Below are 14,520 nucleotides of genomic sequence, written 5' to 3'. Positions count from 1 at the left end.
ATGTCGCGTTTTCTGGCTCCATTGTTTTTGCTGTGCCTGACCTTCAACGCCCACGCCGACAGTTACATCACCCGGCTGCTGAACAAACCGGTGCCCGGCGGCGTGGCCGTGGTTGATCTTGGCGCTGCCGCTCAGGCGCCGAAAGCCACGTATCAGGGCAAACCAGTGCTGGTGGTGAAAGAGCAGAACAACTGGCTGGCGATTGTCGGTGTGCCGTTGACGGTCAAGCCTGGCGGACAGCAGATCAGCAGTGGTGGTCGAACCTTGCCGTTCACCGTTGGCAACAAAAAATACCCGGAACAGCGCATTACCCTGAAGAACACCCAGCAGGTCAACCCGAACCCGGCCAACCTCAAGCGCATCGAGGGCGAGTTGGCCGAGCAGATCAAGGCTTATCGCAGCTTCAGCCCAAACATCCCAAGCAATCTGCTGCTGGACAAACCGGTCAACGGACCGTTATCGAGCAAGTTCGGCGTGCGCCGGTTCTTCAACGGTGAAGAACGCAATCCTCACGCCGGCCTCGACTTCGCCGTACCGGCCGGCACGCCGATCAAGACCCCGGCGGGGGGCAAAGTGATCCTGACCGGCAATTACTTTTTCAATGGCAATACAGTGTTTGTCGATCATGGTCAGGGCTTTATCAGCATGTTCTGCCATATGTCGAAAATCGATGTGAAGGTTGGCGATCAGCTGGCTCGCGGGGCAGTGGTTGGCAAGGTCGGCTCGACTGGCCGGGCGACCGGGCCGCATATGCACTGGAACATCAGCCTGAATGATGCGCGAGTGGATCCGGCGATTTTCATTGGTGCGTTCCAGCCCTGAATCTTGATTGAGGCATCCGGCCTCTTCGCGAGCAAGCTCGCTCCCACATTGATGGGTGTGACTACAAATTGTTTGTACACCGTTGATCCCTGTGGGAGCGAGCTTGCTCGCGAAAGCGGCCTCGTTGCCACGCAAAACTCTGGATTGCGCCTCCCTTCCACCTTGCGCAAACAGTAGAAACATCCGACGGTATTCACACAATAAAATCGCGCAAAACCCCGCTTTTCGAGGATTCCTCTCAATTTTTTTCGACCGCTTGCCAACCTCTGTCCTCGCGGTTAGGGTTGAGGGCATGAAAACCTCTCATACCCTTATTCAGCTTCGCCAGCACAGCAGCCTGTGCCTCGTCAGCGCACGACTGCCAGGCTGAATCGCGGCGCCTCGTCCTACGCTTTTCCCAACACATTCGTTGTACCGGCAGGCCGCCTCTTTTCGGCCCAGACAATAAGGAATTTCCCGATGAGCATGCTCAAAGATCCGTCCTCGAAATACCGCGCGTTCCCCGTCATCAATTTGCCTGATCGCACCTGGCCGTCGAAAACCATCGACACCGCGCCGATCTGGTGCAGCTCCGACCTGCGTGACGGCAACCAGTCGCTGATCGAACCGATGGACGCGGTGAAAAAACTGCGCTTCTGGAAAACCCTCGTGCAAGTGGGCGTGAAGGAAATCGAAGCCTCGTTCCCGGCGGCTTCGCAAACCGACTTTGACTTCGTGCGCACCCTGATTGAAGAAGGCCACATCCCGGACGACACCACCATCCAGGTGCTGACCCAGGGCCGTGAAGACCTGATCGAGCGCACGTTCGAATCCTTGCGCGGCGCGAAGAAAGCCATCGTTCACCTGTACAACGCTACTTCGCCTTCTTTCCGTCGCATCGTCTTCAACCAGGACAAGGACGGCATCAAGGCCATCGCCGTCAACGCGGCCAAGCTGTTCGTCAAGTACGCCGCCCTGCAACCGGACACCGAGTGGACTTTCGAATACTCGCCGGAAACCTTCAGCGCCACCGAACTGGAGTTTGCCAAGGAAGTCTGTGATGCAGTGATCGAGGTCTGGAACCCGTCGCCTGAGCACAAGATGATCCTCAACTTGCCGGCCACTGTTGAGTGCGCGACGCCGAACATCTATGCCGACCAGATCGAATGGTTCAGTCGCAACATCAACCGTCGTGACAGCGTGATCATCAGCCTGCACACCCACAACGACCGTGGCACCGGCGTGGCCGCCACCGAGCTGGGCCTGATGGCCGGCGCCGATCGCGTCGAAGGCTGCCTGTTCGGCAACGGCGAGCGTACCGGCAACGTCGATCTCGTTACCGTCGCACTGAACATGTACACCCAGGGTCTCGATCCTCAGCTGGACTTCTCCGACATCGACGGCGTGCGCAAAGTCGTTGAAGAGTGCAACCAGATTCAGGTTCACCCACGTCACCCGTACGTGGGCGATCTGGTCCACACCGCATTCTCCGGTTCCCACCAGGACGCCATCCGCAAGGGCTTCTCCCAGCAGAAACCCGATGCCCTGTGGGAAGTGCCGTACTTGCCGATCGACCCGGCCGATATTGGCCGCAGCTACGAGGCGGTGATTCGCGTCAACAGCCAGTCGGGCAAGGGTGGCATTGCGTACTTGCTGGAGCAGGAATACGGCATCAGCCTGCCGCGTCGCATGCAGATCGAATTCAGCCAGGTCGTGCAGCGTGAAACCGATCGCCTGGGCCTTGAGATGACAGCCAAGCAGATCCACTCGTTGTTGATCAGCGAGTACCTGCAAGCCAACACCCCTTACGCGCTGGTCAGCCATCGCCTGCAGGAAGAAAACGGCAACAGCGCCGTCGAAGTTGAAGTGGCGAGCAAGGGTCAGGGCGAAACCAACCTGCATTGGCGCGGCAAGGGCAACGGTGCGCTGGAAGCACTGGTGGCCGGCTTGCCGATTCCGGTGGAGATCATGGACTACAACGAACACGCGATTGGCGCAGGCACCAACGCCAAAGCGGCGGCTTACATTGAGCTGCGCGTGAACGGCGAACGAGCGGTGCACGGCGTGGGTATCGATGAAAACATCACCACTGCCAGCTTCAAGGCACTGTTCAGTGCGTTGAATCGCTCGTTGAGCCAGCCGGAAGCGAAAGCGGCTTAATCCACCGCTGACATGCAAAAAGGCCCCGAAGTGAAAGCTCCGGGGCCTTTTTTTGCCTGATGGTTTTGTGCTGAATTCAATGACCCCTTCGCGAGCAAGCTCGCTCCCACAAGGGATTTGTGTTGTACACGGTCCAATGTGGGAGCGAGCTTGCTCGCGAAGGCAGCCTGTCAGGCACCGCAAACCTCAGGTGAATTCGAAGGTGTCGGCATCCAGATTTGCCGGAAATCGCTCGCGATAAGCCGCCAGTGGCGCCGCTTCCAGCACTGCCTTGAACACCCCGTCCGCCTCCCCCGCCGCCAGCAAAGTCTCGCCCTGGAAATCCAGCACTTGGCTGTCGCCGGTGTAGGCAAAGCCTTTGCCATCGGTGCCAACGCGATTCACCGCTGCCACGTAACAGAGGTTTTCGATGGCGCGCGCCGGCAACAACCGATTCCAGTGCAGCCGCCGCGCACCCGGCCAGTTGGCGGTGTACAACAGCAGATCGGTGTCCTGCGCATCACGGCTCCACACCGGGAAACGCAAGTCGTAGCAAATCAGCGGACGAATTCGCCAACCCTTGAGTTCGAACTGCACCTGCCGCTCGCCGGGTGTGTAGTGGTTGTGTTCGCCGGCCATGCGGAACAGGTGACGCTTGTCGTAATGCAGCACTTCACCGTCCGGCCGCGCCCACAACAGGCGATTGCGATGGCTACCGTCGGCCGCTTGAATAATCACGCTGCCGGTAATGACCGCATCGAGCCTGGCGGCCTGAAGCCGCAGCCATTTGCTGGTCGGACCATTCTCGGCTTCGGCGAGGGTTTCCGACTCCATGGAGAAGCCAGTGGTGAACATCTCCGGCAGGATGATCAAATCCGCCCCACGCGCCTGTTCCAGCAACACCTCGAAATGTTCGAAGTTGGCCTGGCGGTCGTGCCACGCCAGGCTGGTCTGGATCAGCGCCAGATTAAGGTCAGGTAATGCACTCAGATCACGCATAGTTTTGCCGCCGCTTCACGCAGCGTCTCCTCGCGTTTGGCAAAGCACAGGCGCACGAGGCGCTGGCCTTCAGGTGGGCTCTGGTAGAACACCGAGATCGGAATACTCGCCACGCCGTGCTCGCGGGTCATCCACAGGGCCATCTCGACGTCGTTCAGGTCAGGACGAATCTGCGAGTAATCGACCAGCTGAAAATAGGTGCCGGCAACCCTGTTAAAGGTGAAACGCGACGGTGCCAGTAAATCACAGAACAGATCGCGCTTGGTCTGATAGAACCCCGGCAACTCCTCGACATGCTCCGGATGCTCGGCCATGTAATCGGCCAAGGCGTATTGCAGCGGCGTGACACCGCAGAAACTCACGTACTGATGCACTTTACGCAGTTCAGCCGTCAGGGCTGGCGGTGCGACGACATAACCGGTTTTCCAGCCAGTAACGTGGTACGTCTTGCCGAACGAACTGATGACGAAGGCGCGCTGATACAGTTCTTCATGACCCAGCACGCTGACATGCGGCACGCCGTCAAACACCAGGTGCTCGTAGACTTCGTCGCTGATCAGATAGATGTCGCGATCGCGGATCAGTGCCGCCAATTGATCCAGTTCGGCACGGCTGATCAGCGCACCGCTGGGGTTATGCGGGGTGTTGAGGACGATCATGCGCGTGCGCGGGCTCAGGGCGGCGGCAAGCTTGTCGAAATCGATGGAGAAATCGTCGGGGCTCAGTTGCACATGCACGCAGCGACCGCCAGCCAATTGCGTTGCGGGGTCGTAGCTGTCGTAGCACGGGTCAAACACGATGACTTCGTCACCGCTGTGGATAACTGCCTGAATCGCACAGAAGATCGCCTGGGTGGCGCCGGGCGTCACGGTCACTTCATGTTCGGCATCCACCTTCACGCCATAGCTGCGGGCGATCTTCGCCGCGATCTGCTCGCGCAGTGCTGGCAGGCCGGTCATCGGCGAATACTGGTTATGCCCACTGGCAATGTGCCGACCAACCGCATCGCGCAGAGACTGCGGGCCGTCGAAATCAGGAAAACCCTGGGACAGGTTGATGGCGCCGGTCTGCGCCGCGAGCTGAGACATCTGAGTGAAAATCGTGATGCCGACATTCGGCAGCTTACTGGTGATCATCGGTAGCCCCTTGCAGGTGAGCTGCAAGTTTCAAGCTGCACGCCGCAAGTTTCAAGCAGCAAACTGTCGGACACAAAAAAGGGCTCTGAAAAGAGCCCTTTTTGCTTTTACTTGAAGCTTGCAGCTAAAAAACCAGCAGCTGCTTGTTTATTTTTTGTCGCGGCGTTTCTTGTCGGCTTTCTTGGTGTGCGACATCATCCGACGCTTCCTGTTGACCTGGCGGTCAGTCAGCGTGTTTTTGTTGCCTTCGTATGGGTTTTCGCCGCCCTTGAACTCGATGCGGATCGGCGTACCGACCAGCTTCAGCACACGGCGGTAAGTGTTTTCCAGATAGCGCACGTACGACTTCGGCACTTTCTCGATCTGGTTACCGTGGATCACGATGATCGGCGGGTTCGCACCACCCAAGTGGGCGTAACGCAGCTTGATCCGGCGGTTGTTGACCATCGGTGGCGCGTGTTCGCCAACCGCGTCTTCCAGAATCTGGGTCAGACGGTTGGTTGGCCAGCGGGTGACCGCCGACTTGAACGAGTTCTGTACGGAAGCGTAGAGGTTGCCCACGCCAGTGCCGTGCAGTGCCGAGATGAAGTGGATGTCGGCGTAGTCAACGAAGAACAGGCGACGCTGAAGTTCGACCTTCACGAAGTCCCGCTCGCTCGGCGTCATGCCGTCCCACTTGTTGATCGCGATCACCAGCGCACGCCCCGACTCGATGGCGAAGCCCAGCAGGTTGAGGTCGTGATCGACCACACCTTCGCGGGCGTCCATCACGAAGATCACCACGTTGGCGTCTTTGATCGCCTGCAGGGTTTTGACCACGGAGAATTTTTCGACTTCCTCGTGAATCTTGCCGCGCTTGCGCACACCGGCGGTGTCGATCAGCGTGTACTTCTCTTCATTCCGTTCGAACGGGATGTAGATACTGTCGCGGGTGGTGCCGGGCTGGTCATAAACGATGACCCGGTCTTCACCGAGCATGCGGTTAACCAGCGTCGACTTGCCAACGTTCGGACGACCGATGATGGCGATTTTGATGCCGTCTTTTTCGCTCGGGCCAGGAATGCGCTTGGCTTCCTCGCCTTCGGCAACGGCTTCTTCTTCGCCGTCTTCCGGCTCTTCTTCGTCTCTCGGGAATTCGCCCAGGGCGATTTCCAGCATCTGAGTGATGCCACGGCCGTGAGCACCGGCGATAGGAATCGCGTGGCCCATGCCCAACGGAGCAAATTCAGCGCGGGCCATTTCCGGGTCGATGTTGTCGACCTTGTTGGCAACCACGTAGGAACACTTGTTACGTTTGCGCAGGTGTTCGGCGATCATCTGGTCGGCGGCGGTGAAACCGGCCTTGGCATCTACCAGGAACAGCACAACATCTGCTTCTTCAATGGCCAGCAGCGACTGCTCGGCCATTTTTTCGTCCATACCGTGCTCGTCACCGGAGATACCACCGGTGTCGACCAGAATGTAGGAACGCCCTTGCCACTTGGCCTCACCGTACTGGCGATCACGGGTCAGACCGGACAAGTCGCCGACGATGGCGTCGCGAGTCCTGGTCAGGCGGTTGAACAAGGTGGACTTGCCGACGTTCGGTCGGCCCACCAGGGCGATTACGGGAACCATGCGGCTCTCCACTTCGTTATTTCAGAAAATACAAAAGCCGCTGCGAGGCAGCGGCTGGTGCTCGGGGCAACACTGCGGGGTGAACAGGTTCACTCCCACAAGTGAAGCTGCCTGGGGTGTTATCCCCAAGCATAGTTGTTACTTGATGGTCAGGGCTTCCAGTTTGCCGCTGTTGCCATACACATAAATCGTGTCCCCCACCACCAGCGGACGGGCACGCAGGCCGTCGCTGTCGATGCGCTCACGGCCGACGAAACGACCGTCAACCTGACTCAGCAAATGCAGATAACCTTCCAGGTCACCTACTGCAACATAGCTGGAGAACACTTCTGGAGCCGACAGCTGGCGGCGAGCCAGCGAATCGTTGCTCCACAAAGCCGTGGTAGAACGCTCGTCGACGCCTTCAACGGTGCCCGAAGACAGGCTCACGTACACGCTGCCGAAACCTTGAGCAATACCGGCGTAGCTCGACGCATCGCGCTGCCACAGTTGACGACCGCTCTCCAGATCCAGTGCCGCCACGCGACCCTGATAGCTGGCAACGTACAGCGTGCCGCCGGACAGCAGCAGACCGCCGTCGATGTCGACCACGCGCTCCAGTTCCGAACGACCCTGTGGGATCGCAATGCGTTGTTCCCACACCGGAACGCCATTGGAAATATCCAGGGCGACAACTTTACCGGTCGACAGGCCAGCCACCGCGAGGCGGTTGGTCACGAGCGGTGCGCTGGTGCCACGCAGGGTCAACACGGCTGGAGTGCTGTCATACACCCAGCGTTGAGTACCGGTAGAAGCATCCAGACCGATCAAGCGATCGTCCTGAGTCTGCACCACGACCACGTCGCCGTTGTTGGCCGGCGGCGCGAGGACTTCGCTGTTGACGCGAGCACGCCACTTCTCTTCACCGTTGATGGTGTCCAGAGCGACGACTTCGCCACGCAGCGTACCAATCAGAACCAGACCGTAACCCACGCCAACGGCGCCGGAGACAGGCAGTTCAAGATCCTGATCCCACTTCACGTCGCCGTTGCTGCGATCCATGGCCATTACCACGCCGGTCACATCGGCCGCGTAGATGGTGTCGCCGTCGATCGCCGGTACCAGCATGTTGTAGGTTTCGCCCTGACCGTCACCGATCGAACGACTCCACTGCTTTTGCAGAACCACTTCTTCTTTGAAGTCGGTCAGCTCGGCCGGTGGCAATTCTTTTTTGCTGTTGCTGCTGCAACCCGCGGCCAAAATGGCCAGAGCCAGCAATGCTGCATGCTTCCAACGGATCACGTCACGCATCCCCTTTGGCCAGGTCGTCGAGCTTGATTTGAAGGCCACCGACCGCCGCTTCATCCGACAGTGCTGCCTTGGCTTTTTGATACGCCTTGTTCGCGTCGTCGGTACGGCCCAGCTTCACCAGCAGGTCGCCCTTGAGTTCTTCGCGAGTGGCCAGGAACGCCGTGTCGGCGTCGCCGTCGAGCAGTTTCAGAGCGTCATCCGCCTTGTCCTGCGCGCCCAGCACCTGCGCCAGACGCTGACGGGCGATTTCGCCCAGCGCCGGATTGGCCGGTTTGTCGACGACGGTTTTGAGTTCGGTCGCGGCATCGTCCAGCTTGCCGCTGTCGACTGCAACCTTGGCCACGAACAGGCTGCCGTACTGCGCGTAGGCAGTGCCGCCGAATTCGTTCTTGAGCTTGCCGGCCAGATCCGCAACGCGGGCAGCATCAGGCTTGCCGTCAGGCGTCAGCGTGGTTTCCAGCAGTTGCTGATAGAGCACCGAGGCGCCTTGCGACTGGTTGCCCTGATATTTGTGATAAGCCTGCCAGCCGAACACGATGACCAGCGCCAACAGGCCGCCGGTGACCAGAGGTTTGCCGTTGCGTGTCCACCAGTCCTTCAAATCCGCCAACTGTTCGTCTTCGGTACTCGACACCCCAATACTCCTTAATCGCTAAATCGGCTGTTAGGACAGCTTCAACCCTGCACGACGCAGGTGGCCAGGTGAGCGGCAAGCGCATCCCAGGCAATGCTTTGTTGTTCGCCCTGGCCACGCAGGGGTTTGAAACCTACCACTTGCTGGGCCATTTCGTCGTCACCGAGGATCAGTGCGTACAGCGCACCGCTCTTGTCGGCCTTCTTGAACTGGCTTTTGAAGCTGCCAGCGCCGGCATTGACTTGCAGACGCAGGTTTGGAAGCTGATCACGTACACGCTCGGCCAGAGCCAGACCGGCCAGCTCGGCTTCTTCACCGAAGGCACAGAGGTAGACGTCGACCTGACGGGAAATTTCTTCCGGGATCTGCTCGAGGGTTTCGAGCATCAGCACCAGACGTTCGATGCCCATGGCGAAACCAACGCCGGTGGTCGGCTTGCCGCCCATTTGCTCGACCAGACCGTCGTAACGACCGCCCGCGCACACAGTGCCCTGGGCACCGAGCTTGTCGGTGACCCATTCGAAGACGGTTTTGCTGTAGTAATCGAGGCCGCGTACCAGCTTCGGGTTGAGCACGTACGGAATGCCGACGGCATCCAGACGCGCCTTCAAGCCTTCAAAGTGTGCACGGGACTCGTCGTCCAGGTAGTCGGCCATTTTCGGCGCATCGACCAGCACGGCCTGGGTGTCGGCATTTTTGGTGTCGAGCACGCGCAGCGGGTTGGTTTTGAGGCGACGCTGGCTGTCTTCGTCGAGCTTGTCGTGATGCGCCGAGAGATACTCGACCAGTGCTTCACGGTAGCGACCACGGGACTCGCTGGTGCCGAGGCTGTTGAGTTCGAGCTTGACCGCATCACGGATGCCCAGCTCGCCCCACAGGCGCCAGGTCATGGTGATCAGCTCGGCGTCGATGTCGGGACCGTCGAGGTTGAACACCTCCAGACCGATCTGGTGGAACTGGCGATAGCGGCCTTTCTGCGGACGCTCGTGACGGAACATCGGCCCGATGTACCAGAGTTTCTGCACCTGGCCACCGCCCGTGATGCCGTGCTCAAGTACAGCACGTACACACGCTGCGGTGCCTTCCGGACGCAGGGTCAGGGAGTCGCCGTTGCGGTCTTCGAAGGTGTACATCTCTTTTTCGACGATGTCGGTCACTTCACCGATCGAGCGCTTGAACAGCTCGGTGAACTCGACGATCGGCATGCGGATCTGCTTGTAACCGTAGTTATCCAGCAGACGCGCAACTGTGCCCTCGAAATAACGCCACAGCGGGGTCTGTTCGGGCAGGATGTCGTTCATGCCACGAATGGCTTGCAATGACTTGCTCACTTTAAATCCTTAAATTCGTTCGGCTCTGTAGGCTCAGCCGCGCGCGATAACCGCTGCGTCAGCTTCGACCTTTTCGGCCGCTTTCTGGCGGATCAGCTTTTCCAGATGATCCACCAGATTGTCATTCGTCAGTTTCTGCGCCGGCTTGCCGTCGATGTAAATCAGGTTTGGCGTGCCGCCGGTCAAGCCGATGTGGGCTTCCTTGGCTTCGCCGGGGCCGTTGACCACACACCCGATCACCGCGACATCCAGCGGCACCAGCAGGTCTTCAAGGCGCCCTTCCAGCTCGTTCATGGTCTTGACCACATCGAAGTTCTGCCGCGAGCAGCTCGGGCAGGCGATGAAGTTGATGCCACGGGAACGCAAATGCAAAGACTTGAGAATGTCGTAACCGACCTTCACTTCCTCGACCGGGTCGGCCGCCAGCGAGATGCGGATAGTATCGCCAATCCCCTCGGCGAGCAGCATACCTAGGCCCACGGCGGATTTCACCGTGCCAGAGCGCAATCCACCCGCTTCGGTGATGCCCAGGTGCAGCGGCTGGACAATTTCTTTCGCGAGCAAGCGGTAGGCTTCGACGGCCATGAACACGTCGGAGGCCTTCACACTGACTTTGAAGTCCTGGAAATTCAGGCGTTCGAGGTGCTCAACGTGGCGCAGCGCCGATTCGACCAGCGCTGCCGGAGTTGGCTCGCCGTATTTCTTTTGCAGGTCTTTTTCCAGCGAGCCGGCGTTGACGCCGATGCGAATCGGGATACCGCGGTCACGAGCGGCATCAACCACTGCACGCACGCGATCTTCGCGACCGATGTTGCCCGGGTTGATACGCAGGCAGTCCACACCCAGTTCCGCTACGCGCAAAGCGATCTTGTAGTCGAAGTGAATGTCGGCAACCAGCGGCACCTTGACCAATTGCTTGATCTTGCCGAATGCCTCGGCGGCGTCCATGTCGGGCACCGAAACGCGAACGATGTCGACGCCGGCCGCTTCCAGACGATTGATTTGCGCAACGGTGGCGGCTACGTCATTGGTGTCACTGTTGGTCATGCTCTGCACAGCGATAGGCGCATCGCCGCCTACCGGTACGTTGCCGACCCAGATCTTGCGCGAAACGCGACGTTTGATTGGAGATTCGCCGTGCATGACTTATTGACCCAACTTCAGGCGAGCAGTCTCGCCACTGGTGAACGGAGCGGTATCGACCGACTGGCCGTTGTAGCTGACCTGTGCGCCACGGGCATAGCCCAGGCGTACGGCAAATGGAGGCTTGCCGGCAACAGACAGGCTATCGCCTTTACGCTTGAGACCACTGAACAGAACCTTGCCGGTGCCATCGGTGACTTGAGTCCAGCAGTCAGCAACGAATTGCACAGAAACCTGACCTTCACCCGCAACTGGCGCAGCCGCTTGCGCGGTTGGCGCTGGCGTCGCAGGAACCGCCGGAGCGGCAACGGTCGGCGCAGGAGTAGCCGGTACATTCGCTGTCGGCGTGGCCGGTGCAGCGACAACCGGAGCCGGCGTTTGAACCGGTGCAGTTGGCGTCGCGGCCGGTGCTGCTGGAGCCGTGGCCGGAGCAGCAGGCTCGGCGCCGGTAGATTCGGCGGAGGTTTCCGATTGCGGCAACGCCAAAGCAGTCGCGCCCTCGGCCTGACCTTCGGCAACGGCCTGGTCTTCCGGCTCGTCAATCGGGTGAATCTGCGTGGTGCCGTCGGCGCCTTCGACTTCGACGTGCTCAGGAGCGAGGCTGGTCAAGTCTTTGGTGCGCTGCGAAGTCTGATCCTGCCACCAGACGAAACCGCCGCCGATGACCGCGATCAGCAACAGCAGGCTGACGATGCGCAAAATGGTGTGGGAAACCCGCACCGGCTCTTCGATACGACCCAGCGCATGCACGTTGCTGCCCTGGGAATCGGTGCCGGTGGACTGGTCAAATTGCTGAACCAGAACGGTCTGGTCCATGCCGAGCAACTTGGCATAGGCGCGAATATAGCCGCGAGCGAAGGTGTGCCCCGGCAGCTTGTCGAAAGCGCCGGCTTCAAGATTGCTCAGGGAAGTCACGGTGAGGTTGAGCTTGAGGGCCACTTCGGCCAGCGACCAGCCATTGCTTTCGCGGGCCTGGCGCAAGGTCTCACCGGGGTTAACGCGATTCGCTGCTACAACTTCGGGATGCGCCGCTTTCATCATTGCTCCGACAGGTATTGCTGATATTCCGGCGTACCGGGATAGAGTCGTTTTAATTGCAGGCCATAACTGGCGGCCTTGTCGCGATCTTCAAACACTTTCGCCAGCCGAACGCCGAGCAATAGACTACGTGCATTTTGTTCGGTTAGCAGGCTGAAACGGTCGTAATAGTCACGTGCGGGCACATAATGCCTGTCTTCGAAGGACAACTCAGCCATTTCCAGCAATGCGCGCGGTTGTTGACGATTCAACCGCAGGGCTTTTTCCAGTTGCTGCTGTGCCAGATCACGCTGGCCGAGCTTCGCCGCCGTCATGCCGAGGCTCTCGAACACGCGCGAGCGCTCAGGATACAGGGTATCGGCGGCGGCCTGTTCAAAACGCTCGTAGGCTTCCTTGTAACGCTGTTCTTCGTAGAGAAAACTGCCGTAGTTGTTGAGGGTGCGGGCATCGGCGGGACGTGAAGACAAGGCCTTGCGAAAGTGTTCGTCAGCAAGTGCAGGCTCCATCTCGGCCTGGAACACCAGACCGAGCGCAGCATTGGCGTCCGGGTCAGAGCTGTCCAGGTCCAGGGCCTTTTTCAGCGGCACCTTGGCGCGCTCGGTCATGCCCTGCTGCAAATACCCCAGCCCCAACTGCACATAAGCGGCTCGCGCTTCATCGCGGCCCTTGCTGGTCTTCATCGGGTTGTAGTCACCCGACAGGACACAGCCAGCACTCAGGCTGGCCAACAGCAACAGCAGCGCAAAGCGCAGGGACATAGAGATCCTCTCTTAGTTTGTATTCGCGGCGTTCTGCGCCAGATCGCCGTCGGCGTTCAATTCCCGCACGGCAATGTAACGTTCGCTGCGACGGGTGCGATCCAGCACCTGTCCTACCAATTGTCCACAAGCCGCGTCGATGTCTTCACCACGGGTGGTGCGCACAGTGACGTTGAAGCCTGCCTGATGCAGTTGATCCTGGAACCGGCGGATAGCGTTGTTGCTAGGCCGCTCGTACCCAGAGTGCGGGAACGGGTTGAACGGAATCAGGTTGATCTTGCATGGAATGTCTTTCAGCAACTCGACCATCTCAATGGCATGTTCGACTTTGTCGTTGATGTCTTTGAGCAAGGTGTACTCGATGGTCAGCACGCGCTTCTCGCCCAGGGACGACATGTAGCGCTGGCACGACTCGAGCAGCATCTTAAGCGGATATTTCTTGTTGATCGGCACCAATTGGTTACGCAATGCGTCATTCGGTGCATGCAGGGACAACGCCAGGGATACGTCGATGTGCTTGGACAGCTCATCGATCATCGGCACCACACCCGACGTGGACAGGGTCACGCGGCGCTTGGAGATCCCGTAGCCGAGGTCATCCATCATCAGATGCATGGCGGCGACGACGTTGTCGAAGTTCAGCAGCGGCTCACCCATGCCCATCATCACCACGTTGGTGATGGCACGGTCGACGGTCGCCGGGACGCTGCCGAAAGATTTGTTGGCAATCCACACCTGACCGATGACTTCGGCGGCGGTGAGGTTGCTATTGAAGCCTTGCTTGCCGGTGGAGCAGAAACTGCAGTCCAGGGCACAGCCTGCCTGGGACGAAACGCACAAGGTGCCGCGTTTGCCCTGGGGAATGTACACGGTCTCGACGCAGCTGCCGGACGCCACGCGCACCACCCACTTACGGGTGCCGTCGGTGGAGATGTCCTCGCTGACAACTTCGGGACCACGGACCTCGGCAATTGCCTTGAGCTTGTCGCGCAAGGCCTTGCTGACGTTCGTCATGGCGTCGAAATCATCGACGCCAAAGTGGTGAATCCATTTCATTACCTGACCGGCACGGAAACGCTTCTCCCCGATTGAGTCGAAGAATTTTTCCATTTCCGGCTGGGTCAGACCCAGCAGGTTGGTTTTAACAGTCGATGTAGTCATGGATTCACCTTCACTCTTAAGCCAATGCTTAGCGAGTGGTTACTTCAGTAGCTGCGAAGAAGTACGAGATTTCACGAGCAGCTGCGGCTTCGGAGTCCGAACCGTGAACAGCGTTGGCGTCGATGGAATCAGCGAAATCAGCGCGGATGGTACCGGCAGCAGCTTCTTTAGGGTTGGTAGCGCCCATCAGCTCACGGTTCAGAGCGATAGCGTTTTCGCCTTCCAGAACCTGAACAACAACAGGACCGGAGATCATGAAGGAAACCAGGTCGCCGAAGAAACCACGAGCGCTGTGCTCAGCGTAGAAGCCTTCAGCTTCAGCTTTGGACAGTTGCTTCAGTTTCGAAGCTACAACGCGCAGGCCGGCTTTTTCGAAACGAGTGGTGATTTCGCCGATGACGTTTTTTGCAACAGCGTCAGGCTTGATGATGGAGAAAGTGCGTTGAACAGCCATGGTGTAACTCCAGAAACGG

The 14,520-nt window shown here is 59.1% G+C and carries 13 protein-coding genes; 2 read left to right on the top strand and 11 right to left on the bottom strand.

Going from position 1 to position 14,520, the window contains the following annotated elements; genetic code table 11:
• Positions 1–822 (top strand): M23 family metallopeptidase, encoded by an 822-nt coding sequence (locus AB4P91_RS11255; RefSeq protein WP_150686987.1) that lies wholly within the window; start codon positions 1–3, stop codon positions 820–822.
• Between the two features lie 459 nt (positions 823–1,281).
• Entirely contained in the window at positions 1,282–2,961 is a 1,680-nt protein-coding gene (leuA, locus tag AB4P91_RS11250; RefSeq protein WP_150595764.1) for a 2-isopropylmalate synthase, read from the top strand.
• Positions 2,962–3,147: 186 nt separating this feature from the next.
• Here the strand turns inward: leuA and AB4P91_RS11245 are convergent, their stop codons facing one another.
• The 11 genes from AB4P91_RS11245 to ndk all read right to left on the bottom strand — a co-directional run bounded on the left by AB4P91_RS11245 (position 3,148) and on the right by ndk (position 14,501).
• Positions 3,148–3,939 (bottom strand): amidohydrolase, encoded by a 792-nt coding sequence (locus AB4P91_RS11245; RefSeq protein ID WP_150686988.1) that lies wholly within the window; start codon positions 3,937–3,939, stop codon positions 3,148–3,150.
• On the bottom strand, positions 3,927–5,075 hold the full coding sequence (locus AB4P91_RS11240) for a pyridoxal phosphate-dependent aminotransferase (RefSeq protein ID WP_150592719.1): 1,149 nt from the start codon (positions 5,073–5,075) through the stop codon (positions 3,927–3,929). Before AB4P91_RS11240 ends, AB4P91_RS11245 begins: the two co-directional genes overlap by 13 nt.
• A 147-nt stretch (positions 5,076–5,222) precedes the next feature.
• Positions 5,223–6,692: a ribosome biogenesis GTPase Der gene (gene der / locus AB4P91_RS11235; protein WP_395604798.1), complete on the bottom strand. Its 1,470-nt coding sequence runs from the start codon at positions 6,690–6,692 to the stop codon at positions 5,223–5,225.
• 138 nt (positions 6,693–6,830) lie between these two features.
• Positions 6,831–7,982, bottom strand: a complete 1,152-nt coding sequence (gene bamB, locus AB4P91_RS11230; RefSeq protein ID WP_042560919.1) for an outer membrane protein assembly factor BamB — start codon at positions 7,980–7,982, stop codon at positions 6,831–6,833.
• Complete coding sequence (locus AB4P91_RS11225; RefSeq protein ID WP_395604797.1) at positions 7,975–8,616, bottom strand: YfgM family protein; 642 nt, start codon at positions 8,614–8,616, stop codon at positions 7,975–7,977. The genes bamB and AB4P91_RS11225 overlap by 8 nt, the downstream gene beginning before the upstream one ends.
• Before the next feature lie 41 nt (positions 8,617–8,657).
• Positions 8,658–9,947 (bottom strand): histidine--tRNA ligase, encoded by a 1,290-nt coding sequence (gene hisS / locus AB4P91_RS11220; protein WP_016984369.1) that lies wholly within the window; start codon positions 9,945–9,947, stop codon positions 8,658–8,660.
• Positions 9,948–9,980: 33 nt separating this feature from the next.
• A complete protein-coding gene (gene ispG, locus AB4P91_RS11215) occupies positions 9,981–11,090 on the bottom strand; it encodes a flavodoxin-dependent (E)-4-hydroxy-3-methylbut-2-enyl-diphosphate synthase (protein ID WP_150592716.1) in 1,110 nt (369 codons plus the stop codon).
• A 3-nt stretch (positions 11,091–11,093) separates the two neighbouring features.
• On the bottom strand, positions 11,094–12,128 hold the full coding sequence (locus AB4P91_RS11210) for a RodZ domain-containing protein (protein WP_395604796.1): 1,035 nt from the start codon (positions 12,126–12,128) through the stop codon (positions 11,094–11,096).
• Entirely contained in the window at positions 12,128–12,886 is a 759-nt protein-coding gene (gene pilW / locus AB4P91_RS11205; protein WP_042560924.1) for a type IV pilus biogenesis/stability protein PilW, read from the bottom strand. Before pilW ends, AB4P91_RS11210 begins: the two co-directional genes overlap by 1 nt.
• Positions 12,887–12,898: 12 nt before the next feature.
• Positions 12,899–14,047 carry a 23S rRNA (adenine(2503)-C(2))-methyltransferase RlmN gene (rlmN, locus tag AB4P91_RS11200; protein WP_395604795.1) on the bottom strand — a complete coding sequence of 383 codons (1,149 nt, stop codon included), beginning with the start codon at positions 14,045–14,047 and terminating at the stop codon, positions 12,899–12,901.
• Positions 14,048–14,075: 28 nt separating this feature from the next.
• Entirely contained in the window at positions 14,076–14,501 is a 426-nt protein-coding gene (gene ndk, locus AB4P91_RS11195; RefSeq protein WP_042560926.1) for a nucleoside-diphosphate kinase, read from the bottom strand.
• Between the last annotated feature and the right edge of the window lie 19 nt (positions 14,502–14,520).

The sequence above is a fragment of the Pseudomonas sp. B21128 genome, assembly GCF_044218865.1.
In the GTDB taxonomy this organism is placed as follows: domain Bacteria; phylum Pseudomonadota; class Gammaproteobacteria; order Pseudomonadales; family Pseudomonadaceae; genus Aquipseudomonas; species Aquipseudomonas iridis.
This window is presented reverse-complemented; position numbering and strand designations above follow the sequence as displayed.